Origin of the sequence: Bradyrhizobium sp. 33ap4 (assembly GCF_032654765.1) — a bacterium.
In the GTDB taxonomy this organism is placed as follows: Bacteria; Pseudomonadota; Alphaproteobacteria; order Rhizobiales; family Xanthobacteraceae; genus Bradyrhizobium; species Bradyrhizobium australafricanum.
In genome coordinates, this window is record NZ_JAUMTJ010000005.1 from 158,671 (window position 1) to 181,424 (window position 22,754).

The following is a 22,754-nucleotide window of genomic DNA, read 5'->3' on the forward strand; positions in this document are numbered from 1 at the left end:
GGCTACACTACCCAATGAAGCATCTCTCCACCCTCGAATTCAAGGACGCGCCGGAACTGTCGGCGGACGAGCTCATCAAGAAAGAGTTTGCTGACTTCCGGTCCGCGCTCGAAAAGAAGAGCGCCGACGATCACGCTGCCCTCAAGCGCCGCCTCGACGAGATCGAGGCCAAGGCATCGCGCCTGCCGACTGGCAACAGCAACAACGGTGACGACGCGCTCGCGATCGAGACCAAGGCCCTGAACAAGTTCCTGCGGGGCGGCGTTCAGGCCCTCGACGACATCGAACGCAAGACGATGAATATCGGCTCGCAGGCGAGCGGGGGCTATGTCGTCGCGCCCGAGTATTCGACGCGCGTCATCGAAAAGCTGGTGCAGTTCTCGCCGCTGCGCGGCCTCGCCAGCGTTATGTCGATCGGCACCACCGAAGTCTACATTCCGGTTGTGACCGATCAGGCTGACGGAGGTTGGGTCACCGAGACCGGCCCGCGGCCGACGGGTGAATCTGCCTTCGATCAGGTGGACATCAAGACCTACGAATACGCAGGCGTCGTGCCCGTGTCGCGTCAGTTGCTCGAAGATTCGATTGTTGACCTGTCGGGCCTGCTCTTGCGGCATCTGATCAAGAAGTTCGGCAAGAGCGAGGCAACGTCGTTCATGGTCGGCGACGGCAACGGCAAGCCGACCGGCCTCCTGCACACGCCCGGCGACTACAACCAGATCACGGCCAAGCAGGACGGCAGCGACCTTCTGACCAAGCTGATCGATACGTTCTACGCGCTGCCCGACGCCTATGCTTCAGTCGGTTCCTGGCTGATGAAGCGCCAGACGATGGGCGTCATCCGCAAGCTTGCTGACGCTTCCACCGGCAACCGCACCCTCTGGTCCGACAGCCTCGCGAACGGCACTCCGCCGACTTTGCTTGGGCGTCCGGTCTATGAGGCGATCGATATGGACCCGCTGGTCGGTGCAGGTAGCCCGGCGGCGACGACTTATCCGATCGCATTCGGCGACTACTCCAGTGCTTATCAGATCGTCGATCGCGTCGGCATGGCGATCCTCGAAGACCAGTTCACCGGCGCCGACAACGGCATCGTGAAGTTCCGCGCCCGTCGCCGCGTCGGCGGCAAGCCGGTCCTCTCCGAAGCTGTGGTTCTGGTCAAGGCAACGGCGTAACGACCATGCGGCTCGCAAATGACGAAGTGGTCGCCGTGCTCCCCTCCGGCACGATCAGGCTACGCCCGACCTTGCGGGCCGCAATACGCCTTGAGCGGGATTACGGCGGCTTTCAGAAGCTTTCGGACGACATCGCTGCATGGCGACTGACCACCATTGCGGACGTGGTCCGCTTGGGCGCAGTCAATCCGACAGCGGCCGAACTGATGATCGCCTATGAGACCCTTGAAACACTGAACGCGCTGCGAAAGTCGGAGGCCAAGCGGTCTTAGGAAGACAACTATAACACTCAACTCCTTGGCTCACAGAACGACATGGCTACGATCCGACTTTCGATGAATACTTCGCCAAGCTCTTTCGCCTCGCTACCGGCTGGTTGGGCTGGTCGCCGGAGCAGGCGTGGAACGCCACACCCGCCGAGATCAACGAGGCCTACCAAGGCCGCATGGAAATGCTCAAGGCCATCTTCGGCAGCGGCAAAGACGCCGACGACAACACCGTCACCAACATCAGTTCGGCGCGCGACCGGCTCAACGCGCTCGGTGACCAGACCGTCCATAGCATGGTCGAGGTTCCGCTGTAATGCCCATGCGTCCACCCAGAATTTGTGGTTGTGGCAGAAAGGTCGCCGCCGGCGTCCTGTGCGCGTGTCAGATCCTCCGCAAGGCCGAAGCCGCACGACGCCGCCCAACAGCCTCCGATCGCGGCTACGGCACCGCATGGCAGAAGGCCCGCAGCGGCTTCCTCGCCAGCCATCCCAACTGTGCCATGTGCGGCAAGCCCGCAACCGTGGTCGACCACATCAACCCCCATCGCGGCGACAAGGCCTTGTTCTGGGACAAGAGCAACTGGCAACCGCTCTGCACCCATCACCACAACAGCACCAAGCAGGCACAGGAACGATGACCGCCGAGCGCCCCAAATATCAGGACTCCTCGGAGCCCGAACAGAACGGCGGACGCAAAACTTTGTGGCGCGCCATGATCGAACAGATGATCCTCGATGCCTGCGGCGTCAACTGCACCGAGCTTGAGCACCAGCAGGCCCTCTCTTGGCTGTTCACTCCCAACCCCGACTTCAACGAGTCCTGCGCGCTGGCTGATCTAGAGCCTGACTACGTTCGCACCCGCGCTCGCCAGCGCGTCGATGCATCACCGAAGCGCGTGCGCGTAGAACGTCCAGCGAAGCCCAAGCCGGTTAAGTTGCGGGGCAAGACATGCACGATCAACGGCGTGACCAAGCGCTTTGCCGACTGGCTGAAGGAGTCACCGGTTCTCAAGCAGACCGTCTACTACCGCATCAGTTGCGGCTGGTCGATCGAGGAAGCGCTGTTCGCACCGGCCAAACATCAACGGCAAGCATCCCCCCGGGTGGGTCAAAAGCCACAGGGAAGCGTCTCAGACCGCAGCTCCTCTCAAGCGCAAGATTCTTCCGAATTGGAGTTTTTTCAGTGATCACTCTCGAGGCCGCGAAGGCCCATTTGAACGTCACCACCGACTTTGACGATGTCCTCATCCAGCAGAAGCTGGACGCGGCGAAGGCTTGGGTCGGATCCTACACAGCCGGCGACGTGGATGCAGACAGCGCGCCAGCCCCAGTGCTTGAGGCTGTCCTACAGCTTTGCGGACACCTCTATGAGAACAGGGAGGCCAGCCTCGTTGGCGTCACGGCATCGTCCCTGCCGTTCGGGATGCTCGATCTCTTGTGTCCCTATCGGGCGTTTGCGTTCTGACATGACCGTTTTTGAGCCCAGTCTAGAGCTTCAAACCCTGATCGGTAACCGCCTTTTGGAGTCTGCGGACCTCATGGAAATGATCCCGGCTGACAACGTGCTGGACGTTACCGGCCGTCCGGAACGCTTCCCCAGCCTCATCATCGGCGAGGCACAGACCATCTATCGGAGATGGGATGCCACGGTGAACGCCACGCTGCACGTCTGGTTTGAAGAGAACGCGCTGGTGAAGGCAAAGCTGGCGGCTAGTGCCATCGTTGACGCGCTTTACCATGATGCACAGGTGGCAGGTAGCGTGATCCAGACCGAGCACTTCTCAGTGTTCGATATGGCCGTGGATAGCACCCGATTTCTGCGCGATCTGCACGGCCCGTTTTCCCACGGCGTGGTCAACGTTGCAGCTATCATGAGGGAACGCTGATGCGTGCTGGCGACCTAGACCGCGTGATTGAGATTCAGCAGCGCACGACGACCGTCAATGAGTTCCGGTCAGCGGTGGATACGTGGTCACCCTTCGCCACCGTGCGGGCGAAGCTGATGCAGATTGCCGTCAATGACACCGAGAGCGCCAACCGGGGCAGCACCTCGGACAAGGTTATCGTGTTCCGCACCCGCTGGCTCGATGGCCTGACCTTGGAGCACCGGGTTGTCTGCCAGGGCGACGCCTACGCCATCCGGAATCTGAAAGAGCTAAGTCGCCGTGTCGGCTGGGACATCCATTGCGAGAGGGTCGGACCGTGACCCTATATGATCGTGGCTTCTATTTCTGCCCTGATCCGATCGAGTCGGGCTATGCTCCATCGAGCTTTGGATCGCAACTTTGCGCCGAGTCGTGCGAGCTCTTCTATGGCGTCTCTGACCTCGGCCATCTGCTGCTCGAATCGTTCACGGGCATCCTGATCGAACTCTACTTCGCCAGGGGCATCGACAGGGCCTTTGCGACCGGCCGAGTCCATGATGGATGCAGACAGGCATTTGTTGACCAGTATCTGAAGGCTATTGATTACAGATTGTCGCGTTGCTTCATCCGTCGCTGGGAGGAGCTTGCCCACTGTTTCGCGCATTTTGTCTGGAGGAGAATCAACGTTTCCCCTCCGAAGCTCTCTAATTGTCGCTTGAATATCGCCACTAACAGCGTCCAAGCGTCGCGAAAGATTTTCGCAGAGTTTCGCCGCATCCTTGAAACCCGGCAATGTCTTCTCGATGCGATCTTCCTCTCGACTCAGGAGTGTAAGACGCGTTCCCGCTCTCTGCTGTCTGATTTGTCGCGTAACGTTTATCCAAGCAATGCAACCAACCGCCAACGTGCCGCCGAAGCCAATAAGCGTTTGCCAATCTTTTATTGCAGTCAGATTCACAGGCCCCCACAAGCCCAACCATGCGATCATCGTCAGGATAAACACGATCCCAACAGCAGTCGCTATTCCGGGCCACTCTGTCTTTTTCATACGATAGAAGTGCCGTCCTTCCCCCGATTCGTCGAGGGGGTGGCTCGATGATCCTCACCGTTGAGCGCCTTCGCGCTGTTCTCGACTATGACCCCATCTCCGGCATCTTCACCGACGCTGGCGGCAAGGTCGCGGGACATATCGATCCACAAGGCTACCGCGAGATCATGGTCGACGGTCGGCACTACCTCGCGCACCGCTTGGCGTGGCTGTTCATGAAGGGTGAATGGCCCCCGCGCGGCGTCAGTTTCTGGAACGGTGACCGGGCGGACGTGAGTTGGCCCAACCTGCGGCTCGCGTCGCAGAGCCAAACCGCAATGGGCCGGAAGGCCCGCAACAAGCTTGGCATCAAAGGAGTGTCCTCAACCAAATACGGATACCGCGCCCGCATTTTCATGAAGAAGCGCCAGCTTCACCTTGGGACCTTCCCGACGATAGAGCTTGCAGCCGAGTCCTACGCCAGGGCCGCGCGCGAACACTTCGGCGAGTTCGCGAGGGTCGACCAATGAAAGGCACGAAGCCGAAACTGCGCGAAGCCTCAAAGGCCATCCGCAGAAAGAAGCCACCCGAATGGCTCTCTTCTTTTGCGAGGGAGGAATGGCGCCGCGTCATGCCGGAGCTATCCCAGCGAAGGATCCTGACCCCCGCAGACTTAGGCAGTCTCGAAAATTACTGCATCGGCATCGGCCGCGTCCGCGAGCTTGAATACCTCCTGCGCATCGGCCTCAAAGAGAACAAGACCATCGACCCCAAGGTTTTCCGGATGCAGGACAAGGCGATCGTGACCGCGCGCCAGCTTGCGGCCGAACTTGGCCTGACGCCGGTCTCAAGGTCTAGGCCGTCAGTCCGCGAAGATGACAGTGATGCTGATTCCCTCGTGGATTGATGACGGATCCGACATTCCGGACCCGTTCGGGCGTGGCGCGGCAGCGGTGGAGTGGCTTCGCAAGCTGAAGCACCCGAGCAATCCTGCGCCGGGACATCCGTTCCAGCTTGACTCGTGGCAAGAGCGCATCTTGCTCCGGATTTACGGCCCGCGCCACCTCGACGACGTTTACGACGACGGCATTCTGGTCGCGCGCAAGGGCTCGCGCATCGTCCGGCGCGTGATCATGGTGCTACCGCGCGGCAACCGTAAGACCAGTCTCGCGGCAGCCATCAACCTCCTGCACCTGCTCGGACCCGAGAAGCACCCCGGCAGCCTCATTGTGTCAGCGGCGTCGGCACACGAGCAGGCGCTGGAGTTGTTCCAAGAGTCGGCGCTGATCATCGAGTGCGATCGGCGCCTGTCCCGGCATGTCCGTATCCTCCGGGGCAGCAATCACACCATGACGTTCGGCAAGCGGAACATCCGCTACAAGGCCGTGGCGTCGGACGGCAAGGTGCAGCACGGCAAGACGCCCAAGGTCGTGATCGCTGACGAACTCCATGCGTGGGAAGGCCGCGCCGGCCGATCGCAGTGGGAAGCTCTTGAGTCGGCCCTCATCAAAGTGCCCGAGACCCTCATGGTGGTAGCCACGACGGCGGGCCGCGGCGAGGACAACCTGGCATTCGAGATCGTCCAGCACGCAATCAAGGTCCAGAAGGGCGAGATCGACGACCCAGCAACCCTGCCCATCGTGTTCATGATGGAAGAGGGCGACGACTGGAAGAGCGAGGCGGTGTGGAAGGCCCTCAACCCGGGCATGCGTCACGGCTATCCCGATCTTGGCGGCTACCGCGACCGGGCGAAGAAGGCGATCGATTCCCCGTCGGAGCGTGACAGCTTCCTGCAGCTAAATCTGAACCGCTGGTTGGCCAAGACGACCTCGTCGTTTGTGGACCTCGCCATCTATGACAAGGGCGGCGACCCGATCGATTATGAGACTTTCCGGGGCCGGCCCTGCTGGGTCGGCGTCGATATGAGCCGCAAGGTCGATCTCAGCGCCGTGGTCGCGTGCTTCAGATCCGACGATGGCACCTACACCGTATTGCCGCACTTTTTCGCACCAGAGGCAAACGTCCGCCGGCGTGGCGACGTCGATGGCGTCAACTATCTGCAATGGTCGAAAGACGGGGCCCTAACCGCGACGCTCGGCGACGTGATCGACGATAGCATGGTCGAGGCCTACATTCGCGGCCTTGCTGAGCGGTTTGACGTTCGCGAAGTCGCCTTTGACGAGACCTACGCGCAATCGGTTATGCGCCCACTTATGAATGACGGCTTTGGCGATCGCGTCGTTACCCTGAGGCAAGGCTGGAAGACTCAGTCCCCCGCGCTCAACCTCCTTGAGGAGGCGATTATCGGCGGCAAGTTCAAGCACGGCGGGCACCCGATCCTGCGCTGGAACTTCGGCAACGTCGCCCTCCACACGGATACCAACAACAATCGGATCATCGCAAAGCAGAAATCGACCGACCGAATCGACGGGGTCGCGGCGACGTGGATGGCCGTGTCGCGCGCTGCGGCCGGCGAAGGTGGCCTGTCGCCGTGGGATGATCCCTCGGTGACCGTAGAAATGCTCATAGGGTGACGCGCGTGGCGAGCGATCAGGACGACTTTGACGCATGGCTGCAGGCGCTCCCGGACAAGCTCGAGGCGCACCTATCGGACGTGGTCCGCGAGCAGGCCGAACAGCTTTCGGACGCCCAGCGCCGCGCGCTGCAGTCGCTGGAACAGTCACCCGACGAGACGGGCCACCTCGAGGAGAGTTGCACTGTCGTCCGGGGCAACGAACCGACCGAATGGGTCGTGGTTGCTGGTGGGGATCTGACGACCGGCGAGGTGAGAGAGGGCTCCGGCGTGCCCTATGACTATAGCGAGGCCTTTGAGTTCGGCTCTTCGCACCAGCCAGCGCGACCATTTTTCTGGCCGACCTACCGCGCCCGAAAAGACGACATCAACGAAGCACTTCAAAACGCTGTTAACGAGGTAATCAATGACTGAACTTGACCCCTGCGCCCTAGACATCAGGTGGGGCGATCGAACCTATGCCTTGAATCTCAATCACACGTGGGTTCGTCGCGTCCTGAGCTACGCTGGCGTCAATGGGAAGCCACCGGCGACGCTACTGCTCGGATTTGAGACGGGCAGCTACACCATCGAGGATGTTGAACGCATCCTAGAGCTAGGACTGATCGGCGCCGGCACCTCCGAACGCGAGGCTGATCAGCTTTTGAACGATCACGTCCGCACCAAACCCATCGCCGAGAACGCAGGGGCTGCTGCAGCCGTTTTGTTCGCCCTCTATGCAGGAAAGCCCAATGCCGACGCCAGCGCTTAACATTCCCATCAAGGTCGTCGGTCTAGACGGCTTCAAGAAGAACATGAACGAGATGAACGTGACGGCAGCTAATGCCGCGCGCGCGGTCACCGCCCAGACCATCAAAATGTCGGCCGGGTTTCTTGCCTCACAGGGCGCGGCCGGCGCGGCGACACTCGCCTTCGGCAAGATGCTGAGCGTCCTGCGACCCGTTGCGCTCGGCGTCACCGCTGTCGTGGATACGTTCGAGTTCCTAAAGAAGAGCATCGAGCTTGCGGGCCAAGAGATCGAAGCGTTCGGTAACATCGCCGCGAAGGCGAGTTCGTCCGGCGTCTCGACGGACTTCTGGCAGCGGTTCACGAAGTCCGCCCCGAGCGCCATCATGTCCATTGATCAGGTTACGGAGGCGTTGCAGCGGTTCAGCCAAGCTTCCACCGATCGCTTGGGCGGCAGCGAGCTCCAGCAGCGGATTGACGAACTTGTGAAGGCTGGCAACTTCGCCGGCAACACCGGCGTAGGTGCTTTCGCTGGTGCGTCTAACACCGAACAGCGCCTCCGTGCCATCGTCAGCTTAATCGATCAGGCCATGCAAAAGGGCCAGCAGATGGCGGCGCTGGACATCGCGGGCAAGGCCTTCGGTGAACCTGTGCGGGCGGCTTTGCAGGCTGACAATAACTATCTCGACCAAGTGCTTCGGAAGACCGACGCTATGTCGAAGGCCGAGATCGTGAGCCAGGATGACATCGGCCGCGTGATCCAGCTTCGGGACCGAATGAATGAGGCCCAACAGATTCTCGCGGATAAGTGGAAGCCCGTTCAGCGCGATATGGCCGAATTGGGCCTCAATGCGCGGGCCAACTGGGCCTCAGTCGTCACCACGTTCGCCCAGCTTGTCGGGCTGGCGGATCGTCTCTATGCGATGGTGAAGGAAATCCCCAACGCCTTCGCGGCGATGGGCAACGCGTCCATCTGGAAGAAGCTGACCGACTTAAGCGATCGGCTGGGGTTGAATTCGGTTCCGGAAGGGCTTGAGACCGGCGTCAATGTCCAACGCCTCGACGCGACCAACCGGCTCGGGGCGGCAATGCTGAACCCCGCCAATACGCGGCGAGCCATGCAAGAAACAAGCACCGTGGCGGATGCCGTGCGCGGTGACACGTCCAAGATGCCCGGCGTGAAGACTGCGACCGATGACACCGACGCCGTTGACCGCGCGATCAGCAGCCTGCAGCGCCACATTGAGGTGACGAAAGCGGACACGGCCGCTGTTGGTCTTGGCGACGCCGCACTGGCGCGGTTCCGGGCACAGGCCGCCGAGACGGCAGCGGTGCAGGCGAACGGCGGCAAAGAGACCGCAGAGCAGGCCGCGCAGTTCGCCAAACTCAAAGAGCAGGTCGGCGCTGCGGCCGACGCACTGGCGAAGGCGCGGATCGGCAATGACGTCCGGCGCGGCCGGCAGACCGCGTTGTTCGATCCCCGCGACGTGGAAATCGCCGAGCGTCTGAAGTCTATCTATCCGAACGTCGCGGATGCCCTCAACTCCGTCGAGGCCGCAGGTATGCGGACCAATGAAGCACTGCGGGAGATTAGCAACACGGTGTCCAATTCGCTCACTACCGGACTGGCCGACCTAATCGACGGCACAAAATCGGCCGGCGACGCCTTCGCCTCGATGGCGAAGTCGATCATTCGGTCAATCGAGGAAGTCGTGATCAAGCAAGCCATCGTCGCGCCGCTTTTGCGAGGGTTTGGCCTCGGCGGCGGTGGATCTCTCATCCCGGCCTTCGCCGATGGCGGCATCGCTCCCGGTGGTCTTGCGCTGGTCGGCGAGCGCGGTCCGGAACTGGTCAGTCTGCCAAAAGGAAGCAAGGTCATTCCGAACCACGTCTCGGCGCAGATGGCGCGTGACCTCGCCAGCGCTACCGGCGCCGGTTCGGGCGGCGGTATGGTCAACAACACCGCCATCACCATGGCGCCGGCCGTCACGGTCAACGTCAATGGTTCGGCCGGCGGCAAGAGCCAGAACGAAGACCTTGCGAGACAGGTCCATGCGGCCGTTACCGACGCCGCACAAAGGATGGTCGCGCGCGAGATGCGCACCCAGATGAAACCTGGAGGCTTGCTGAAGCGCTGATCGAAGTTGCTCGCGAGAGCCCGGACGTTTATCTGTCGAGCCTCAACAGGAGGTGAAAGATGAAGCTAACGCACATTCACCAGCCGGGATTTGGCCAAGAAGATAAACCACACGAGACTTATACTGAGCCGTCTTTTGACTTCAGGGAGCATCCGGATAACGATCGCCGACGCAATGTCGATTCACAGGTCATCGTTCATTTCGATCGGTTCGGCGCTGGCCAGAATCCTCGCACTTACGAAGTCGAGGTCAACTGGAACGACATGAAGTCACTGCTCGATAAGTTCGTGGAGGCCAAACATGAGCACGCCGAATACCTAATGCATATCCTAAAGATGGCTCGCAGCGTAGAGGATGCCGGTTGGCATAACGGTCGCGAGCCGGTGGAGTTCTGGGAAATTCTCTCCTGACACCCCGGCAAGAGAAAAGCCCCCGGGGTGAGTGAAGTCCCGGAGGCTTTCCCTGATGAAGACGCCCTGCGGCTGAAACAGGTGCCTTCTTCTATTATAGCGTCCACGCGAAGGTTTGACGCATCTTTCTTCCAACTACTTGCACCAGTGCAACCGGTAGGCACTGTGATCCTCGCCTCCGGCTCGGCAGCGCTTCGCGCTGGCTTGTGCATCGTCGTCTTGATCATCAAACCAATCAATCAACATCCATTCACAGTTACCATTCCAAGGGAAACTTTCTCCCTCCAGAGATAGACACCTAGAGCAAGCCCTAAGCGCCTATCCCGAAGGGAGAGAAGTTCGAGGGGTTCATTCCACCGAAGGTTAATCTGGAGCGTAGCGTCTGTGATGAACAAACGCGGCGAGGTGGCATCCCGAACCCACGCCGTAAACTCCGTTTCTCGATTGCAAGCAATCATGCGGTTATCCGACCGAAGCCGGACGCCCAACCGTCTGCCAGATATCCATCAACAGCGCGGTTGGTGAAGGATGCCGCGAGGCATTGCCTTCATCTTTTTTGGCGCGTTCGACGATCTTGCGATCGTCCGGTCCAACCTTACCAAGGCGTCCTACGTTCTCCGTAGGGGAGCGCTTGATCCGATACCCGTTCGCCTGCGGCAGGCTCATAGCAGGCGTTGTGACCGCCTTACCGTCGTTTTGGAGCCGCTATGCTGTGTCCCAGAACGTGGGGCGCAGTTCTTCATCATGTGTGATTATAGCGGGCGTCGAAAACCTTGCGTGACCTTTTTGGTCCGCAAGCGTGTTCGGAATGCATTTAATTTCTAGAAAACTAGAAATTAAACACGCCAAGCGTCTTGCGGCGTGATTCTGGTCGTGCGAGTCGATCGTCACTCGCATCAGCACCCGGAGTCGAAATGACCGAATATCTTCCCCGCGCTCTCTACGACAGCTATGTCGATCGCGTGCGCCTTGTCGCAGGCCAGCACGACGTCGATCTGATCCACCTCGCAATGGGGCCGCTGCTCGCCGACCGCCCTGGGCTGGCCGAACGCGTCGCTGATCTCGATCCGTGCCCAGTGACCGGCGAGATGACCGACGACCAGGTGAAGGTCGCTCTGGGCGAGCACGGCAACGTGTGGCCGCAGTCGATCTACGCGCACGTCCTTGCCGCAGATTGGGAGCACGAAGAGAAACTTCGACGGTGTAGCGCTTCAGCAACGCAAGACTCTGCCCGCACAAGGCGCCGTTCTCATTGAGCTATTTCCGGCGTTGCCATGGCATTCCATGGCAAGCCGCTTGCAAGTTGCAGCTTTTCCGGCGCCTTCGCGCGAGACGTGCAAAATCGCCAATAGAATTCCTATTTTTGCTGCTCTAGGTGAGCAGTCCTCATCAACTCGTATGGAGACACCCAATGTCTAACGAAGCCGTTTCTGCGGCCCTGCGTGGCACCATCAACCCTCTTGTTCTCGAAATGGCGCGGCAAGCCAAATCGCTGCGCACCGTCACGTTCTCCGCGGCACGCCGCCGTTTTGAGCGCAAGCGAGGGGCAAGTATCTGCAAGCTGTCGCGAGGCTCAATGCTTTCTATGAACGGCGCTGAATACGCCATCTGCGAGAACAACTTCTTCACCGATTGGGGCGGCATAGATGCAGTGAACGATTGGTGCCGCGACGCTGGCGTTCTCGCTCACGACGAATCCGTTGTGGAGGCGTGACAATGGCGTTCACACCAAACGCTGATGCCCTCGACCGCTTTTTGGAGACCGTCCTCGACGCCTACAAAGCGGGGCGCGCAGATCGGAACTCTTGCGTTGGAGCGATCGCCCAGGTGGTGACTGCGGCAGCGATCGACAATACCGGTGAGTTCGAGTCCTACATTCGTCTCTCAGAAAGGCAGCTTTTCGACTTCGGGGAATAAGCCTCCCCTATAAGCAACTTGCCCAGATGGTTCCCTCGCGCTTAGATTGTGCGGGGGAACACGTGGTGTCGGCCCGTGTTGGCCGCGCCTTAGAAAATGAGGCTGAAGTTGAAGCTTCTGAAGTTTAAACTTGGCAACTATAAAGGGTTTAGGTCGTCCGGTTGGCTGGAGTTCTCTCCTAACTTCACGGTAGTGATAGGCAAGAACAACTCCGGCAAAACAGCGCTTCTGGAGGCATTCAACCTACTTGGCATGGGCTCACACCCGCATAGATCGCCGACAAGTCCTCGGGGGATGCCCCTGACTCCAAATCCTGTGATTGAATTCGAACTTACGTTAACGCGCGAAGAACTTCATCATGCGATGCTGGCTCTTGGCGACCAGTGCGAAATACCGGTGAAGCCCGACAATAACCTCGCCGTTATGCAGCAGTCCGCTCTCTCGATATTTGAGAATGAGACTCTGAAGCTAGATATTCAAGTCGCTGGCAACGAGTTTCGTCCGTTGGAATACCCTTCGCATGGCTTGTTTAAGGCAGGGCTGGACAGAACCTGCCTCAGAGTCACCGCGAAGCGTGAGCAACCGTGGTTCTCGGTCGCTGAGTCTATAATCCAAAGCAACAGCGACTCGCTACCGAAGATTGCCCAACTAGCATATCCCGACGCAATCTATGTCTTTAAGCCACAGCGGCTGAATATAGGTCGGGTGCGCGCATCGCAGGCGACAAAGCTTGAAACCAATGCCTCGAACTTAGCTGCGGTGCTCGGAACATTGCAGGCAAATCACGTGCGGTTTGACAAATACAATGAGCATGTGAGGGAGGTATTCCCCGCCATACAACGCGTTTCGGTTTTTACTATCGGGGATGAGTTCGAGGTGAGGCTTTGGTCCGTCGCTCCAGAGACCGAGCGAGAGGATCTCGCTATACCACTCAGTGAGAGTGGAACGGGTGTAGGTCAAGTCCTTGCTATTCTGTATGTCGTGATGACCGTTCCGAACGGCGTCATTGTAATCGACGAGCCAAACTCATTCCTCCACCCGGGCGCGGCCAAGAAGCTAGTTCAAATTCTAAGGAGATACGAGCGACACCAATATGTGTTGGCGACTCATTCTGCTGAGCTGATCTCAACGGCTCAACCGGACGTCATGCATCTCATCAGTTGGACAGGCGGAGAGAGCAAGATTGAAAAAATCGACGCCGCGAAGGTTGACGACCTTAGGACCGTGCTGACGGAGATAGGCGTAAGTTTCTCAGACGTGTTCGGTTATGATCGGGCGGTATGGGTCGAGGGCGCAACAGAGGAGATTTGCTTCCCAATATTGCTTGAGCGCTTGCTGCAACGGGTTGAACTCGGCCTTATATTTGTTGCCGTTCGCGCAACTGGAGATTTTGAAAAGAAACGAGACCGCAAGAAGCTGATCTGGGACATCTACGAGAAGCTTAGCTCGGGTGCTTTGCTGCTACCGGCTGCCGTGTCATTTAGCTTCGATCGTGAAGATCGGTCGGAAGCTGATATCGAAAGGCTCAAGCTTCAATCGAAGGGGCGCGCCTGCTTCATGTCTCGCCTGACTTATGAGAACTATTTAATCGACCCGGATGCCATCGCATCCTTATTGAATTCTTTGCCCCGTGAGGACGAAAAACCTGCAACTTCTGAGGAGGTGGCGGCGTGGTTGAAGTCAAACGGCGGCAAATTCATCTCCGGCACAAAATGGAGCGATGACATAGGCGATCAGGAGTGGCTCCGGAAGGTTCACGCGCCGAGCCTTTTGGATGCTCTGCTGAATGAGCTCGCGGGTCCTGGTGATCCTCTCGATAAGACCTCTCACTCCAAATTCTTGACTGAATGGCTCATCGAGCACAAACCCGAGACGCTTTCCGAACTAGGGGCGCACGTAGCGGAGTTGGCCGAGAGAACGCGATAGTGGTCAAGATGATGTGCGCACGTTACGGCTGCGCAATTGGGAAGCGCACAGACTCCACCATCTCAACTCGCTTGCTCAAGATGCCTTGGGGCAGGATGCCATATTTTCCGGTCGTGCTCGCCTTGACGTGGCCGAGCAGCACGCCGAATTCCTCGTCCATATAGCCGGCCGCACGCAAGGCGTCGGCGATGCCATGCCGGAAGCTATGGAAGTTGACCCTACGGTCGACCTTCACGCCGATGGCCCGGAAGTAGTCATTGAAGAAGGCCGAGGGCATGCCAGAGAAGAAGCCGCGCGTGTCCGGCTTGATCTCCGGGAACAGTTGCGTCTCGCCCCGCGCGACCACGGCAGCGTGATAGTCGAGCAAGCCCAACTCTATCAACCGCGAATGCACCGGCACCACGCGCTGTGATCCCGCTGTCTTGGTCGACTTGATCGACGCACCATCGTCGTCGAGCTCGCCATTCTCGGTGATATGGAAAATCCAGACATCGTCTTGCTGGCGAAGGTCGCGGGTCGCCATCTGGGCGATCTCGCCCAACCTCGCGCCGGTGTAGAGGCCGATCCATGCAATCCAATAGCGCCAGTCGCGGATCGCGACGTTGCCGGGCTCGTGCTCCCGATCGTCCCCCATGCAGGTCGTGAAGAGGGGCGAATTGAAGATCGTCTTGAGCTGGTCAGCAGTGAACGGGAAGCGATTCTTTTTCCGCTTGTCCCGCACCAGATACTGCCCGGCCATGACATCGCTGCCGATGAAATCGCTCTGCAGCAGCCAGGTCGAAAAGCTGCCGACCGCTGCCAGATACTTGTTCACCGTTGTGTTGCTGATCGTCGGCTTACCGACCGTGGCGTTGGCCTCGATGACCTTCCGGAAGGACATACCCTTGAACGCCGCAGTCTCGCCGGCCTTGACTGGCCAGCGTGACAACTGGTGCTTCCAGTCGCGGACCGCCTTCCGCGTGATCACGGAGACGTGCGAGGTCTCGCCGACATACTCGGCGAACAGCTTCACAATCCCGCGGTTCTGGTTCCACGTGTCGGGCCGGGTCGCGCCATAGCGCTCTGCCTTGAACCTGTCGTAGAGCTCCATGATTGTCTCGCCGGGCGCCGCGAACTGCTTGCCCATCGTCGGATCCACAGGCTTCACGTCTGGGTCGGTCGGCACACCAGCCCAGTTCCCGGCGTCGCGCTCGGCCGCGCGCTCCAACGCCTCGACCTGGGCACGCTGGAGCCGATGGCAAATCTCCCGGTATTTCGGGCTGCCTTTCTCGACCAACAGCTTCTCGCGCTCGATTAGGTCGTCGGCCGCCCAGTGGATCAGGGCCGTCTCGCCGGTCGCCAAATGCTCCCTGAGGGTCTCCAGTTGGATCGCCCGTCGCTGGCGGTCCATCTTCGCCGCGCTACGCATGACAAGCACCTCGATCGCGCTGCTCAACTGGACGATAGGATCGTTAGACCACGGCTTCCGACCGGCCTCGATATCGCGGGTCAACTGGTGCTGTGCGGCGTCAATCTGCTCTCCAGTTGGCATGGTGGCCCGGCGCTGGAGATCAGCATCAAGCTCGCCCTCATAGTGCGCCCAGACGGCCGCCTGAATGTCTGTGGTGCTCGGCTCGCGGCGCGCCCGCAAGATCGCAAACTCCCGGCGCCACTCGCTCAACACCGGCAGGACCAAATCCCGCGCCGCCTTCGGGTCGCGGGTGCCGAGCGACTTCCAGAGCTCGATCCGATGCTTTTGCTTGCCGCCCTTGGATGGATAGTAGCGCTGGAGATCGGGCGGGATGCCGATGCGCGCGTAATACATGGCTGAGCCGGGACGCTTGACGATGTTGGTCGAGAGGGACATTTTCGCGGGTGCTCGTAACGGGTTTTAGTAACACCCATGAATATAGCGCCTAGCCGCTAAGTTGCTCCAAGATAATAACTATCTGGCGTGAAAAGATTTTCCGATCCCTTCGCAGAGAATCCTAAAGCGTCCAGGTTCCCCAGCCAATCCGCCTCGGTGGCGTGATCATCCTCTCAAATCCCGACGAGATAGCCGGCTGCAGCTGCCGACGGAGGACCAGTCGTATGTGTGCCATCACGGCAGGGTGGATTGGTCCGGCGTAATCCACCATGGTCTCGCGCGTGTGGTCCGGCTCGTTGCAACAGAGGTTTAGGCTGATGGACGAAATTCTCTATGCCCGCGAAGCGTCGATCGGCGTCGATGAGTTCATCGAGGTGCTGCGGCAGTCGGGCCTCGGCGAGCGGCGACCGCTGGCGGATACCGACCGGATGGAGCGCATGATCGCCAATGCGAATCTGATCGTGACGGCGCGGAAGGCGGGCAAGCTGGTCGGCGTGTCGCGCGCGCTGACCGATTTCGCCTATTGCTGCTATTTGTCGGACCTTGCGGTCGATCGCGGATACCAGGGACATGGCATCGGCAAGCGTCTGATCGCGGAAACGCGGCGCCTCGCCGGACCTGAATCGATGTGCCTGCTGTTGTCGGCGCCGGACTCGATCGGGTTCTACAAGACCATCGGCATGCCGCAGCCGGACAACGCGTTCCTCTACAAGCGGGAGCGATAGCGGACGGCTACGCTGCGCGGCGCTATTTGATCTTGTCGTAGACCGTCGCGAAGTCCGCAAGCGGCATCGGGATGGAGATGGTTTCCTTGCCGAGATTCTGGAACGACACTTTGAGCTGCTTGCCCGATTTCAGCTGGGTCAGGACATCGGCGGCGATCGGCGTATTGATGTAGCAGCCGCGTGCCTCGCACGTCTGGATCGGCACGTCGACGGCCTTGCCGTCGTCGACCTGCAGCTTGGCGCCGACCGGCAGGTTCAATCCGAGTGGAAGCTGGATCAGCGCCACCGGCGTGCGGGTGTCGCCGGGAACGCGGATATTGACCAGCACGATGAGCTGGCCGGTCTTGGTGAGCACCGCGGTCTGTTCCATCGCGCATTCGAGCGGAGCGTCGCGGCTCGCACTGGTGCAGCGCGCAATCCAGCCGGAATTGTTGGGGGCTGCTGTATCACCCTGAGGAGCCGCGGGCGCAGCTGCCGGAGCGGGCGCGTTCTTGCTCTTGGCCGTCTGGGCGTGGCCAGAGTGGGCCATGCCGAACGCGGTCAGCAGGACGAAGAGCGACTTGGCGACAATCTTCACGGTACCGGCTCCGAATGGACATCTTTCGGATGTGCCGGGATGCCAGCAAAGTCAAGTCACTCGGCGGCCTCCTTGACCGATCCATGCTCGTCGTCGTCAGCATCGTGGTCGGTGCGCGGCGAGCGGCCCCAGTTCGCAAACGCATTCGAGAGCCTGTCGAGATAGAGGTAGACGACCGGCGTCGTGAACAGCGTCAGCGCCTGGCTGACGATCAGGCCGCCGACCATGGCGTAGCCGAGCGGCTGGCGGATTTCCGAGCCGGTGCCGGTCCCTAGCATCAGCGGCACGCCGCCGAGCAAGGCGGCCATCGTCGTCATCATGATCGGGCGGAAGCGGAGCAGGGCGGCTTGGCGGATCGCCGCGACAGGCTCCATGTGCTGGTCGCGCTCGGCCGCGATCGCGAAGTCGACCATCATGATGCCGTTCTTCTTCACGATGCCGATCAAAAGGATGATGCCGATCAGCGCGATCAGCGAGAAGTCGAAGCTGGCCGCCATCAGGATCGCGAGCGCGCCGACGCCGGCCGACGGCAGCGTCGACAGAATCGTGATCGGGTGGATGTAGCTCTCGTAGAGAATGCCGAGGATCAGGTAGACGACCACGAGCGCCGCGAGGATCAACAGCGGCACGGTCGACAACGATTGCTGGAACGCCTGCGCGGTGCCTTGGAAGCTCGAGCTCAGTGTCGGCGGCGCGCCGAGGTCGACCATCGCCTTCTGCACCGCTTCCGTCGCCTGGCCGAGCGCAACGCCCTGCGCCAGGTTGAACGAGATGGTGATCGCCGGGAACTGGCCCTGGTGGCTGATCGAGAGCGGCCGTACCGGCACGCTGGTCCAGGTCGCGAAGGTCGAGATCGGCACCTGTTCGCCGGTCAGCGGAGACTTGATGTAGATCTTGTTCAGCGTGTCGATCGCGCCCTGGAGCTCCGGCAACACCTCGAGGATGACGTGGTAGCTGTTGAGCTGGGTGAAGTACTGCGTCACCTGGCGCTGGCCGAACGCGTCATAGAGCGTGTCGTCGATCAGCTGCGGCTGGATGCCATAGCGCGAGGCGGTGTCGCGGTTGATCTTCAATTCGAGCGTGGTGCCGTTGGTCTGCTGGTCGGTGGCGACGTCGCGCAGCTGCGGCAGCGTTTGCATCTTGCCGAGAATCTTCGGCGCCCATTCGTTCAATTCGGCGAGGTTGGCATCCTGCAGCGTGAATTCGAACTGGGTGCGGGTCGGGCGGCCGCCGAGGCGGACGTCCTGCGCCGCCTGCATGAACAGCCGGGCACCCTCGACCTTCTCCAGCTTCGGCCGCAGCCGGGCGATGACCTGCTGCGCGTTGGCGTCGCGATCCTTCAGCGGCTTCAGCGTGATGTACATCGCGCCGTTGTTGCCGGCGCGGCCGCTGCCGCCGATCGCCATCGCCACCGTCGCCACCGCGGGATCCTGCTGCACGATCTTGCCGAGTTCCTCCTGCTTCCGCTTCATGTCGGCGAAGGAGATGTCCTGGTTGGCTTCCGAGGTCGCGGTGATCAGGCCGACGTCCTGCTGCGGGAAGAAGCCCTTCGGGATGACGACGAACAGGTAGACTGACAGCGCCAGCGTCCCGAAGAAGATCATCAGCGTCGTGAACTTCCAGCGCAACGCGAGGTCGAGCACGCTCTGATAGCCGCGCAGCATGGCGTCGAAGCCGCGCTCGCTGAGCTGGTAGAACCGACCGTGCTTCTCGTCATTGTGGGCGCGCAGGAAGCGCGAGGCCATCATCGGGGTCAGCGTCAGCGACACGAACATCGAGACGAAGATGGTCATCGCGAGCACGACCGCGAATTCGCGGAACAGGCGGCCGATGATGCCGCCCATCAGGAGCAGCGGGATCAGCACCGCGACCAGCGAGATGCTGATCGAAACGATGGTGAAGCCGATTTCCTGCGAGCCCTTGAAGGCGGCAGCCATCGGCTTCTCGCCCTCTTCGATGTAGCGGCTGATGTTCTCCAGCATCACGATGGCGTCGTCGACCACGAAGCCGACCGCGATCGTCAGCGCCATCAGCGACAGATTGTCGAGCGTGTAGCCGAACACCCACATCAGCGCGCAGGCGCCGAGCAGCGCCAATGGCACCGTGACCGTCGGGATCACGGTCGCCCAGAAACTGCGCAGGAAGACGAAGATCACCATCACGACCAGGAAGATGGTCAGCAGCAGGGTGAACTGGACGTCCTCGACCGCCGCGCGGATCGTGGTGGTGCGGTCGCTGATCACGTCGATCTTGATCGCCGGCGGGATCGCGGCGACCAGTCGGGGCAGCGCCGCCTTGATCTTGTCGACGGTGTCGATGACGTTGGCGCCGGGCTGCTTGAAGATGACCAGGAATACGCCGCGCTTGCCGTTGGCCCAGGCGGCCTGCTTGGCGTCCTCGGGCCCGGTGACGGCCTGGCCGATATCACGGATCCGCAGCGGCCCGCCGTTGCGGTAGGCGATGATGACGTCGTTCCACGGGCTCGCCGTGAGCAGCTGGTCGTTGGCGTAGATGGTATAGGCGCGGGTGGCGCCGTCGATGTTGCCCTTCGGACTGTCGACGGTGGCGATGTTGATCGCAGCGCGGACGTCCTCCAGCGACAGGCCCTTGGCGACGAGCTTGGCGGGGTCGATCTGGACGCGAACCGACGGCTTCTGCTGGCCGCCGATGATGACCTGCGCAACGCCCGAGATCTGGCTGATCTGCTGCGCCAGCTGGGCGTCGACGGCATCGCTGACCGTCGTCAGCGGCAGCGTGTCCGATGTCGCCGACAGCAGCATGATCGGCGAGTCCGCCGGGTTGACCTTGCGGTAGGTCGGCGGCGAGGGAAGGGTTTTCGGCAACTGGCCGCTGGCCGCGTTGATGGCGGCCTGCACGTCGTTGGCGGCGCCGTCGATGCTGCGGTTGAGGTCGAACTGGATGGTGACCGCCGCCGTGCCGAGATAGCTGGTCGAGGTCATCTGCGCGATGCCGGGGATCTGCGCGAACTGGCGTTCCAACGGCTGGGCGACCGATGTCGCCATCGTTTCCGGGCTGGCGCCGGGCAGGGTCGCAGTGATCTGGATGGTGGGGAAGTCGACCTGCGGCAGCGGCGCGACCGGCAGCAGGGGATAGGCGACGAGACCAACGAACAGGATGCCCGCCATCAGCAGCGAGGTGCCGATGGGGAAACGAATGAATGGTGCGGAAATTCCGGCGCCGACGCTCATTCCTGCGCAACCTTCGACTGGGACGGATCCGAGCTCGCCACTGCCGTTGTCACCGGGGTTCCCGGCGAGACCTTGTACTGCCCCGCGGTGATCACCTGCTGTCCGGGCGACAGGCCCTCGTCGATCACCGACTTGCCGTCGATCGACTGGCTGACCTTGATCTTGCGAAGCTCGGCCTTGTTCTCCTGATTGACTGAATACGCGTAGAGGCCATCGGTGCCATGCTGCACTGCGTCATCCGGGACGACGGTGGCATCCTTCAAGGTCCTGACCAGAAGGCGGGTCGAGACCGACTGGCCCGGCCACAGCGCGTGGTCCTTGTTATCAAACACCGCCTTCAGCCGGACAGTCCCGCTTGACGTGTCGACCTGATTGTTGATCAGCGCCAGGGTTCCCGTGGATAGCACCCGCTTGCCGTCGGTGGTCAGGGCAATGGTCTTGGGCGGCGCCACGGCCAGCGCCGCCTTGATATCCGGCAGCTGGTCTTCCGGCGCGGTGAAGATCACCGTGATCGGCTCGATCTGGGTGATCGTGACAATGCCGGTCTGGGCCGAGGCATTGACGATGTTGCCGATATCGACCAGTCGCAGGCCGACAATCCCGTCGATCGGGGATTTGACGGTCGTGTAGTCCACCTGGGTCTGGGCGTTGAAGATGGCGGCCTCGTCAGCCGAGATCTGGGCGGTCAGCTGCGCCACCGTGGAGCGCTGGGTGTCGAGCTGCTGGCGTGTCGCGAACTCGCCGAGCCTGGTGGTGCGCTGCAGGTCGAGATTGGCGTTGGCGAGATTGGCTTCGTCCTGGGCCTTCTTGGCCTTGGCCTGGTCGAGCGTCGCCTGATAGGGCCGCGGATCGATCTCGACCAGCGTGTCCCCTGCCTTGACGAACTGGCCTTCCTTAAAAGCGATCCTGGTGATCTGACCGTCGACCCGGGTGCGGACCTGGACCGTGTTGAACGCCTGCACGGTGCCGAGGCCGGTGAGATAGACCGGGAAGTCGGCTTTCTCGACCGGCGAGATCTTGACCGGAACGGCCGGGCGTTGGGCGGATCGCTTCTGCGCGGCTTCGATCGCCTGCTGGTTGCTCGTGTGTTTCTGCCAGCCGAAATAACCGGCGGCGCCGACCGCAGCGATCACTAAAACCCAACCGATGGTGCGTGACTTTGACATGCGGACTCTTGGGTTCGACGTAACAATAAAGGCTGATCGAAACGGTTCACAGAGCTTGCGGATATAATATGCGTGCACTTAATGTGTAAACACACCAAGGCTTGAGAATCCTAAACATTTGGAAAGGTTTAGGTCAGAAACGAGCAGAAACAATTCGCCTGGGAAACGCACCGAGGACCCCTATGTCGCTCGATCTCAAACGCCAGTTTATCGCGCAGCTCGTCGAGAGTTCCCGGCTGCTGCGCAATTATATCGATCATCGCGCCAAGGCGCGAGGCACCACGCGTGCGCAATGGATCGTGCTGTTCCGCCTGCGCGAGCAGGAGGGACTGTCCCAGGTCGATCTCGCCGACGTCCTCGAATTGCAGCCGATCTCGCTGGTGCGGCTGCTCGACCGCCTCGTCGAGCATGGCCTGCTCGAACGCCGTCCCGATCCCAGGGATCGCCGTGCCAATCGCCTGTTCCTGACCAGGAGCGGGCGCCGCCTCGTCGACGATCTCGACAGCCTGCGCGACGCGATCGCCGGCGATGTGCTGCGCGACGTCTCGGACAAGCATGTCGAAAGCGGCCTCGCCACGCTGCGCGAGGTCAAGGATCGCATCAAGGCGCTCGGCGAGGAGGCGGAGCGCATCGCTGCGAAATAGCGCATCTCATCGTGCGCAGATTCCTTCGCTCCATCCATTCACCCGTTGCAGCGTGCGCGAGCCGGTTGAATCGTCGCGGGATGTCGTCCATATCGCGCAGCGACGATGCGAGAGGACGAGGGCTGCGATGGATGAGTTGAACGGGCGCATGATGGCATGCCAGATCCTGGTTACCGGATTGATCGCGCGCGTCGCCAACGAGCAGCGCGACCCGCTGCGCTTTCTCACCGACTTCCGCGACGAGATCAAAGCGGTCGTCAACGGCGTCAACATCGCCGGCCTCGAGAACAGCGACCGCGTGCGGCAGGTCGCGCAGCGGACGATCGACGAGCTGTTTTCGCTGATGAAGCCGCCAAGCGCCGAGTAATCGCGTGGTCGCATGGACAGCGCCCGCACGCGGCAGCCAATGACGGGCGGCATCGATTTAGAACGATTATTAGAACACTTAAAAACTACAGTTTAGAACGATTTCAAACCGTAGATTAGAATCGCTTTGAATTGGGGCGATTCAAGCCGACTGTTGCGCTCGTCGCATTGATAAAAAAGGTCACGCTCGATAACCGATGGAGACAGTTCGTCGCAGCTTCATTTCGCGAACGAGCT

The 22,754-nt window shown here is 60.8% G+C and carries 27 protein-coding genes and 1 pseudogene; 23 read left to right on the forward strand and 5 right to left on the reverse strand.

Going from position 1 to position 22,754, the window contains the following annotated elements:
• The first annotated feature begins 14 nt into the window (after positions 1 to 14).
• The 16 genes and pseudogenes from Q2M23_RS05830 to Q2M23_RS05905 all read left to right on the forward strand — a co-directional run bounded on the left by Q2M23_RS05830 (position 15) and on the right by Q2M23_RS05905 (position 10,141).
• The gene (locus Q2M23_RS05830) at positions 15 to 1,175 is read left to right on the forward strand and encodes a phage major capsid protein (RefSeq protein ID WP_316394932.1); all 1,161 of its coding nucleotides are present in this window, start codon (positions 15 to 17) and stop codon (positions 1,173 to 1,175) included.
• 5 nt (positions 1,176 to 1,180) lie between these two features.
• A complete protein-coding gene (locus tag Q2M23_RS05835) occupies positions 1,181 to 1,447 on the forward strand; it encodes a hypothetical protein (protein ID WP_316394933.1) in 267 nt (88 codons plus the stop codon).
• Between the two features lie 83 nt (positions 1,448 to 1,530).
• Positions 1,531 to 1,758, forward strand: a pseudogene (locus tag Q2M23_RS05840) (hypothetical protein); the annotation flags it as partial.
• Positions 1,758 to 2,081, forward strand: coding sequence for an HNH endonuclease signature motif containing protein (locus tag Q2M23_RS05845; RefSeq protein ID WP_316394934.1), 324 nt, complete (start codon positions 1,758 to 1,760; stop codon positions 2,079 to 2,081). The pseudogene Q2M23_RS05840 and the gene Q2M23_RS05845, both read left to right, overlap by 1 nt.
• Entirely contained in the window at positions 2,078 to 2,629 is a 552-nt protein-coding gene (locus Q2M23_RS05850) for a hypothetical protein (protein WP_316394936.1), read from the forward strand. The genes Q2M23_RS05845 and Q2M23_RS05850 overlap by 4 nt, the downstream gene beginning before the upstream one ends.
• Positions 2,626 to 2,907: a head-tail connector protein gene (locus Q2M23_RS05855; protein ID WP_316394937.1), complete on the forward strand. Its 282-nt coding sequence runs from the start codon at positions 2,626 to 2,628 to the stop codon at positions 2,905 to 2,907. The genes Q2M23_RS05850 and Q2M23_RS05855 overlap by 4 nt, the downstream gene beginning before the upstream one ends.
• A 1-nt stretch (position 2,908) precedes the next feature.
• Entirely contained in the window at positions 2,909 to 3,328 is a 420-nt protein-coding gene (locus Q2M23_RS05860; RefSeq protein ID WP_316394938.1) for a DUF3168 domain-containing protein, read from the forward strand.
• Positions 3,328 to 3,648, forward strand: a complete 321-nt coding sequence (locus Q2M23_RS05865; protein WP_316394939.1) for a phage head closure protein — start codon at positions 3,328 to 3,330, stop codon at positions 3,646 to 3,648. Before Q2M23_RS05860 ends, Q2M23_RS05865 begins: the two co-directional genes overlap by 1 nt.
• A complete protein-coding gene (locus Q2M23_RS05870) occupies positions 3,645 to 4,406 on the forward strand; it encodes a hypothetical protein (protein ID WP_316394940.1) in 762 nt (253 codons plus the stop codon). The genes Q2M23_RS05865 and Q2M23_RS05870 overlap by 4 nt, the downstream gene beginning before the upstream one ends.
• Positions 4,403 to 4,864 carry an HNH endonuclease gene (locus tag Q2M23_RS05875; protein WP_316394941.1) on the forward strand — a complete coding sequence of 154 codons (462 nt, stop codon included), beginning with the start codon at positions 4,403 to 4,405 and terminating at the stop codon, positions 4,862 to 4,864. The genes Q2M23_RS05870 and Q2M23_RS05875 overlap by 4 nt, the downstream gene beginning before the upstream one ends.
• Positions 4,861 to 5,241, forward strand: a complete 381-nt coding sequence (locus tag Q2M23_RS05880) for a phage terminase small subunit P27 family (RefSeq protein ID WP_316394942.1) — start codon at positions 4,861 to 4,863, stop codon at positions 5,239 to 5,241. The genes Q2M23_RS05875 and Q2M23_RS05880 overlap by 4 nt, the downstream gene beginning before the upstream one ends.
• Positions 5,219 to 6,868, forward strand: a complete 1,650-nt coding sequence (locus Q2M23_RS05885; RefSeq protein ID WP_316394943.1) for a terminase large subunit — start codon at positions 5,219 to 5,221, stop codon at positions 6,866 to 6,868. The genes Q2M23_RS05880 and Q2M23_RS05885 overlap by 23 nt, the downstream gene beginning before the upstream one ends.
• Positions 6,869 to 6,873: 5 nt before the next feature.
• Positions 6,874 to 7,281 (forward strand): HK97-gp10 family putative phage morphogenesis protein, encoded by a 408-nt coding sequence (locus Q2M23_RS05890; RefSeq protein ID WP_316394944.1) that lies wholly within the window; start codon positions 6,874 to 6,876, stop codon positions 7,279 to 7,281.
• A complete protein-coding gene (locus tag Q2M23_RS05895; protein WP_316394945.1) occupies positions 7,274 to 7,618 on the forward strand; it encodes a GTA-gp10 family protein in 345 nt (114 codons plus the stop codon). Before Q2M23_RS05890 ends, Q2M23_RS05895 begins: the two co-directional genes overlap by 8 nt.
• Entirely contained in the window at positions 7,599 to 9,731 is a 2,133-nt protein-coding gene (locus tag Q2M23_RS05900; RefSeq protein WP_316394946.1) for a hypothetical protein, read from the forward strand. Before Q2M23_RS05895 ends, Q2M23_RS05900 begins: the two co-directional genes overlap by 20 nt.
• A 59-nt stretch (positions 9,732 to 9,790) precedes the next feature.
• Positions 9,791 to 10,141, forward strand: coding sequence for a hypothetical protein (locus Q2M23_RS05905; RefSeq protein WP_316394947.1), 351 nt, complete (start codon positions 9,791 to 9,793; stop codon positions 10,139 to 10,141).
• A gap of 462 nt (positions 10,142 to 10,603) precedes the next feature.
• On the opposite strand, the gene Q2M23_RS05910 is transcribed toward Q2M23_RS05905, so the two are convergent.
• Positions 10,604 to 10,807, reverse strand: a complete 204-nt coding sequence (locus Q2M23_RS05910; protein ID WP_316394948.1) for a hypothetical protein — start codon at positions 10,805 to 10,807, stop codon at positions 10,604 to 10,606.
• A gap of 248 nt (positions 10,808 to 11,055) precedes the next feature.
• Between Q2M23_RS05910 and Q2M23_RS05915 the strand changes: the two genes are divergently transcribed.
• The 4 genes from Q2M23_RS05915 (at position 11,056) to Q2M23_RS05930 (ending at position 13,984) form a co-directional block, all read left to right on the forward strand.
• Positions 11,056 to 11,397, forward strand: a complete 342-nt coding sequence (locus Q2M23_RS05915; protein ID WP_316394949.1) for a hypothetical protein — start codon at positions 11,056 to 11,058, stop codon at positions 11,395 to 11,397.
• 155 nt (positions 11,398 to 11,552) lie between these two features.
• Positions 11,553 to 11,855, forward strand: coding sequence for a hypothetical protein (locus Q2M23_RS05920; protein ID WP_316394950.1), 303 nt, complete (start codon positions 11,553 to 11,555; stop codon positions 11,853 to 11,855).
• A gap of 2 nt (positions 11,856 to 11,857) precedes the next feature.
• The gene (locus Q2M23_RS05925; protein ID WP_316394951.1) at positions 11,858 to 12,058 is read left to right on the forward strand and encodes a hypothetical protein; all 201 of its coding nucleotides are present in this window, start codon (positions 11,858 to 11,860) and stop codon (positions 12,056 to 12,058) included.
• A 108-nt stretch (positions 12,059 to 12,166) separates the two neighbouring features.
• Complete coding sequence (locus Q2M23_RS05930; protein WP_316394952.1) at positions 12,167 to 13,984, forward strand: ATP-binding protein; 1,818 nt, start codon at positions 12,167 to 12,169, stop codon at positions 13,982 to 13,984.
• Positions 13,985 to 14,006: 22 nt separating this feature from the next.
• Here the strand turns inward: Q2M23_RS05930 and Q2M23_RS05935 are convergent, their stop codons facing one another.
• On the reverse strand, positions 14,007 to 15,830 hold the full coding sequence (locus tag Q2M23_RS05935; protein ID WP_316394953.1) for a site-specific integrase: 1,824 nt from the start codon (positions 15,828 to 15,830) through the stop codon (positions 14,007 to 14,009).
• Between the two features lie 317 nt (positions 15,831 to 16,147).
• Here Q2M23_RS05935 and Q2M23_RS05940 point away from each other — a divergent pair, with 317 nt between their 5' ends.
• Positions 16,148 to 16,555, forward strand: a complete 408-nt coding sequence (locus Q2M23_RS05940; RefSeq protein ID WP_018271115.1) for a GNAT family N-acetyltransferase — start codon at positions 16,148 to 16,150, stop codon at positions 16,553 to 16,555.
• A gap of 22 nt (positions 16,556 to 16,577) precedes the next feature.
• Here Q2M23_RS05940 and Q2M23_RS05945 read toward each other — a convergent pair whose 3' ends face one another.
• From Q2M23_RS05945 to Q2M23_RS05955, 3 genes are all read right to left on the reverse strand, one after another.
• A complete protein-coding gene (locus Q2M23_RS05945) occupies positions 16,578 to 17,084 on the reverse strand; it encodes an invasion associated locus B family protein (RefSeq protein ID WP_225160697.1) in 507 nt (168 codons plus the stop codon).
• A gap of 104 nt (positions 17,085 to 17,188) precedes the next feature.
• Entirely contained in the window at positions 17,189 to 20,341 is a 3,153-nt protein-coding gene (locus tag Q2M23_RS05950) for an efflux RND transporter permease subunit (RefSeq protein ID WP_316394954.1), read from the reverse strand.
• Positions 20,338 to 21,507, reverse strand: coding sequence for an efflux RND transporter periplasmic adaptor subunit (locus Q2M23_RS05955; RefSeq protein WP_076826513.1), 1,170 nt, complete (start codon positions 21,505 to 21,507; stop codon positions 20,338 to 20,340). The genes Q2M23_RS05950 and Q2M23_RS05955 overlap by 4 nt, the downstream gene beginning before the upstream one ends.
• Before the next feature lie 182 nt (positions 21,508 to 21,689).
• On the opposite strand from Q2M23_RS05955, the gene Q2M23_RS05960 reads away from it, so the two are divergent.
• Together Q2M23_RS05960 and Q2M23_RS05965 are read left to right on the forward strand one after the other, a co-directional pair.
• Positions 21,690 to 22,151, forward strand: coding sequence for a MarR family winged helix-turn-helix transcriptional regulator (locus tag Q2M23_RS05960; RefSeq protein WP_016841339.1), 462 nt, complete (start codon positions 21,690 to 21,692; stop codon positions 22,149 to 22,151).
• A 127-nt stretch (positions 22,152 to 22,278) separates the two neighbouring features.
• Positions 22,279 to 22,518 carry a hypothetical protein gene (locus Q2M23_RS05965; RefSeq protein WP_028344615.1) on the forward strand — a complete coding sequence of 80 codons (240 nt, stop codon included), beginning with the start codon at positions 22,279 to 22,281 and terminating at the stop codon, positions 22,516 to 22,518.
• Positions 22,519 to 22,754: the final 236 nt, after the last annotated feature.

Bases quoted from the DNA above. Each gene is read 5' to 3' on its own strand.
- Q2M23_RS05830 (WP_316394932.1), top strand. From the start codon at position 15: ATGAAGCATCTCTCCACCCTCGAATTCAAGGACGCGCCGGAACTGTCG.
- Q2M23_RS05835 (WP_316394933.1), top strand. From the start codon at position 1,181: ATGCGGCTCGCAAATGACGAAGTGGTCGCCGTGCTCCCCTCCGGCACG.
- Q2M23_RS05845 (WP_316394934.1), top strand. From the start codon at position 1,758: ATGCCCATGCGTCCACCCAGAATTTGTGGTTGTGGCAGAAAGGTCGCC.
- Q2M23_RS05850 (WP_316394936.1), top strand. From the start codon at position 2,078: ATGACCGCCGAGCGCCCCAAATATCAGGACTCCTCGGAGCCCGAACAG.
- Q2M23_RS05860 (WP_316394938.1), top strand. From the start codon at position 2,909: ATGACCGTTTTTGAGCCCAGTCTAGAGCTTCAAACCCTGATCGGTAAC.
- Q2M23_RS05865 (WP_316394939.1), top strand. From the start codon at position 3,328: ATGCGTGCTGGCGACCTAGACCGCGTGATTGAGATTCAGCAGCGCACG.
- Q2M23_RS05875 (WP_316394941.1), top strand. From the start codon at position 4,403: ATGATCCTCACCGTTGAGCGCCTTCGCGCTGTTCTCGACTATGACCCC.
- Q2M23_RS05880 (WP_316394942.1), top strand. From the start codon at position 4,861: ATGAAAGGCACGAAGCCGAAACTGCGCGAAGCCTCAAAGGCCATCCGC.
- Q2M23_RS05885 (WP_316394943.1), top strand. From the start codon at position 5,219: ATGCTGATTCCCTCGTGGATTGATGACGGATCCGACATTCCGGACCCG.
- Q2M23_RS05895 (WP_316394945.1), top strand. From the start codon at position 7,274: ATGACTGAACTTGACCCCTGCGCCCTAGACATCAGGTGGGGCGATCGA.
- Q2M23_RS05900 (WP_316394946.1), top strand. From the start codon at position 7,599: ATGCCGACGCCAGCGCTTAACATTCCCATCAAGGTCGTCGGTCTAGAC.
- Q2M23_RS05905 (WP_316394947.1), top strand. From the start codon at position 9,791: ATGAAGCTAACGCACATTCACCAGCCGGGATTTGGCCAAGAAGATAAA.
- Q2M23_RS05910 (WP_316394948.1), bottom strand. From the start codon at position 10,807: ATGAGCCTGCCGCAGGCGAACGGGTATCGGATCAAGCGCTCCCCTACG.
- Q2M23_RS05915 (WP_316394949.1), top strand. From the start codon at position 11,056: ATGACCGAATATCTTCCCCGCGCTCTCTACGACAGCTATGTCGATCGC.
- Q2M23_RS05920 (WP_316394950.1), top strand. From the start codon at position 11,553: ATGTCTAACGAAGCCGTTTCTGCGGCCCTGCGTGGCACCATCAACCCT.
- Q2M23_RS05925 (WP_316394951.1), top strand. From the start codon at position 11,858: ATGGCGTTCACACCAAACGCTGATGCCCTCGACCGCTTTTTGGAGACC.
- Q2M23_RS05935 (WP_316394953.1), bottom strand. From the start codon at position 15,830: ATGTCCCTCTCGACCAACATCGTCAAGCGTCCCGGCTCAGCCATGTAT.
- Q2M23_RS05940 (WP_018271115.1), top strand. From the start codon at position 16,148: ATGGACGAAATTCTCTATGCCCGCGAAGCGTCGATCGGCGTCGATGAG.
- Q2M23_RS05945 (WP_225160697.1), bottom strand. From the start codon at position 17,084: ATGGCCCACTCTGGCCACGCCCAGACGGCCAAGAGCAAGAACGCGCCC.
- Q2M23_RS05950 (WP_316394954.1), bottom strand. From the start codon at position 20,341: ATGAGCGTCGGCGCCGGAATTTCCGCACCATTCATTCGTTTCCCCATC.
- Q2M23_RS05955 (WP_076826513.1), bottom strand. From the start codon at position 21,507: ATGTCAAAGTCACGCACCATCGGTTGGGTTTTAGTGATCGCTGCGGTC.
- Q2M23_RS05960 (WP_016841339.1), top strand. From the start codon at position 21,690: ATGTCGCTCGATCTCAAACGCCAGTTTATCGCGCAGCTCGTCGAGAGT.
- Q2M23_RS05965 (WP_028344615.1), top strand. From the start codon at position 22,279: ATGGATGAGTTGAACGGGCGCATGATGGCATGCCAGATCCTGGTTACC.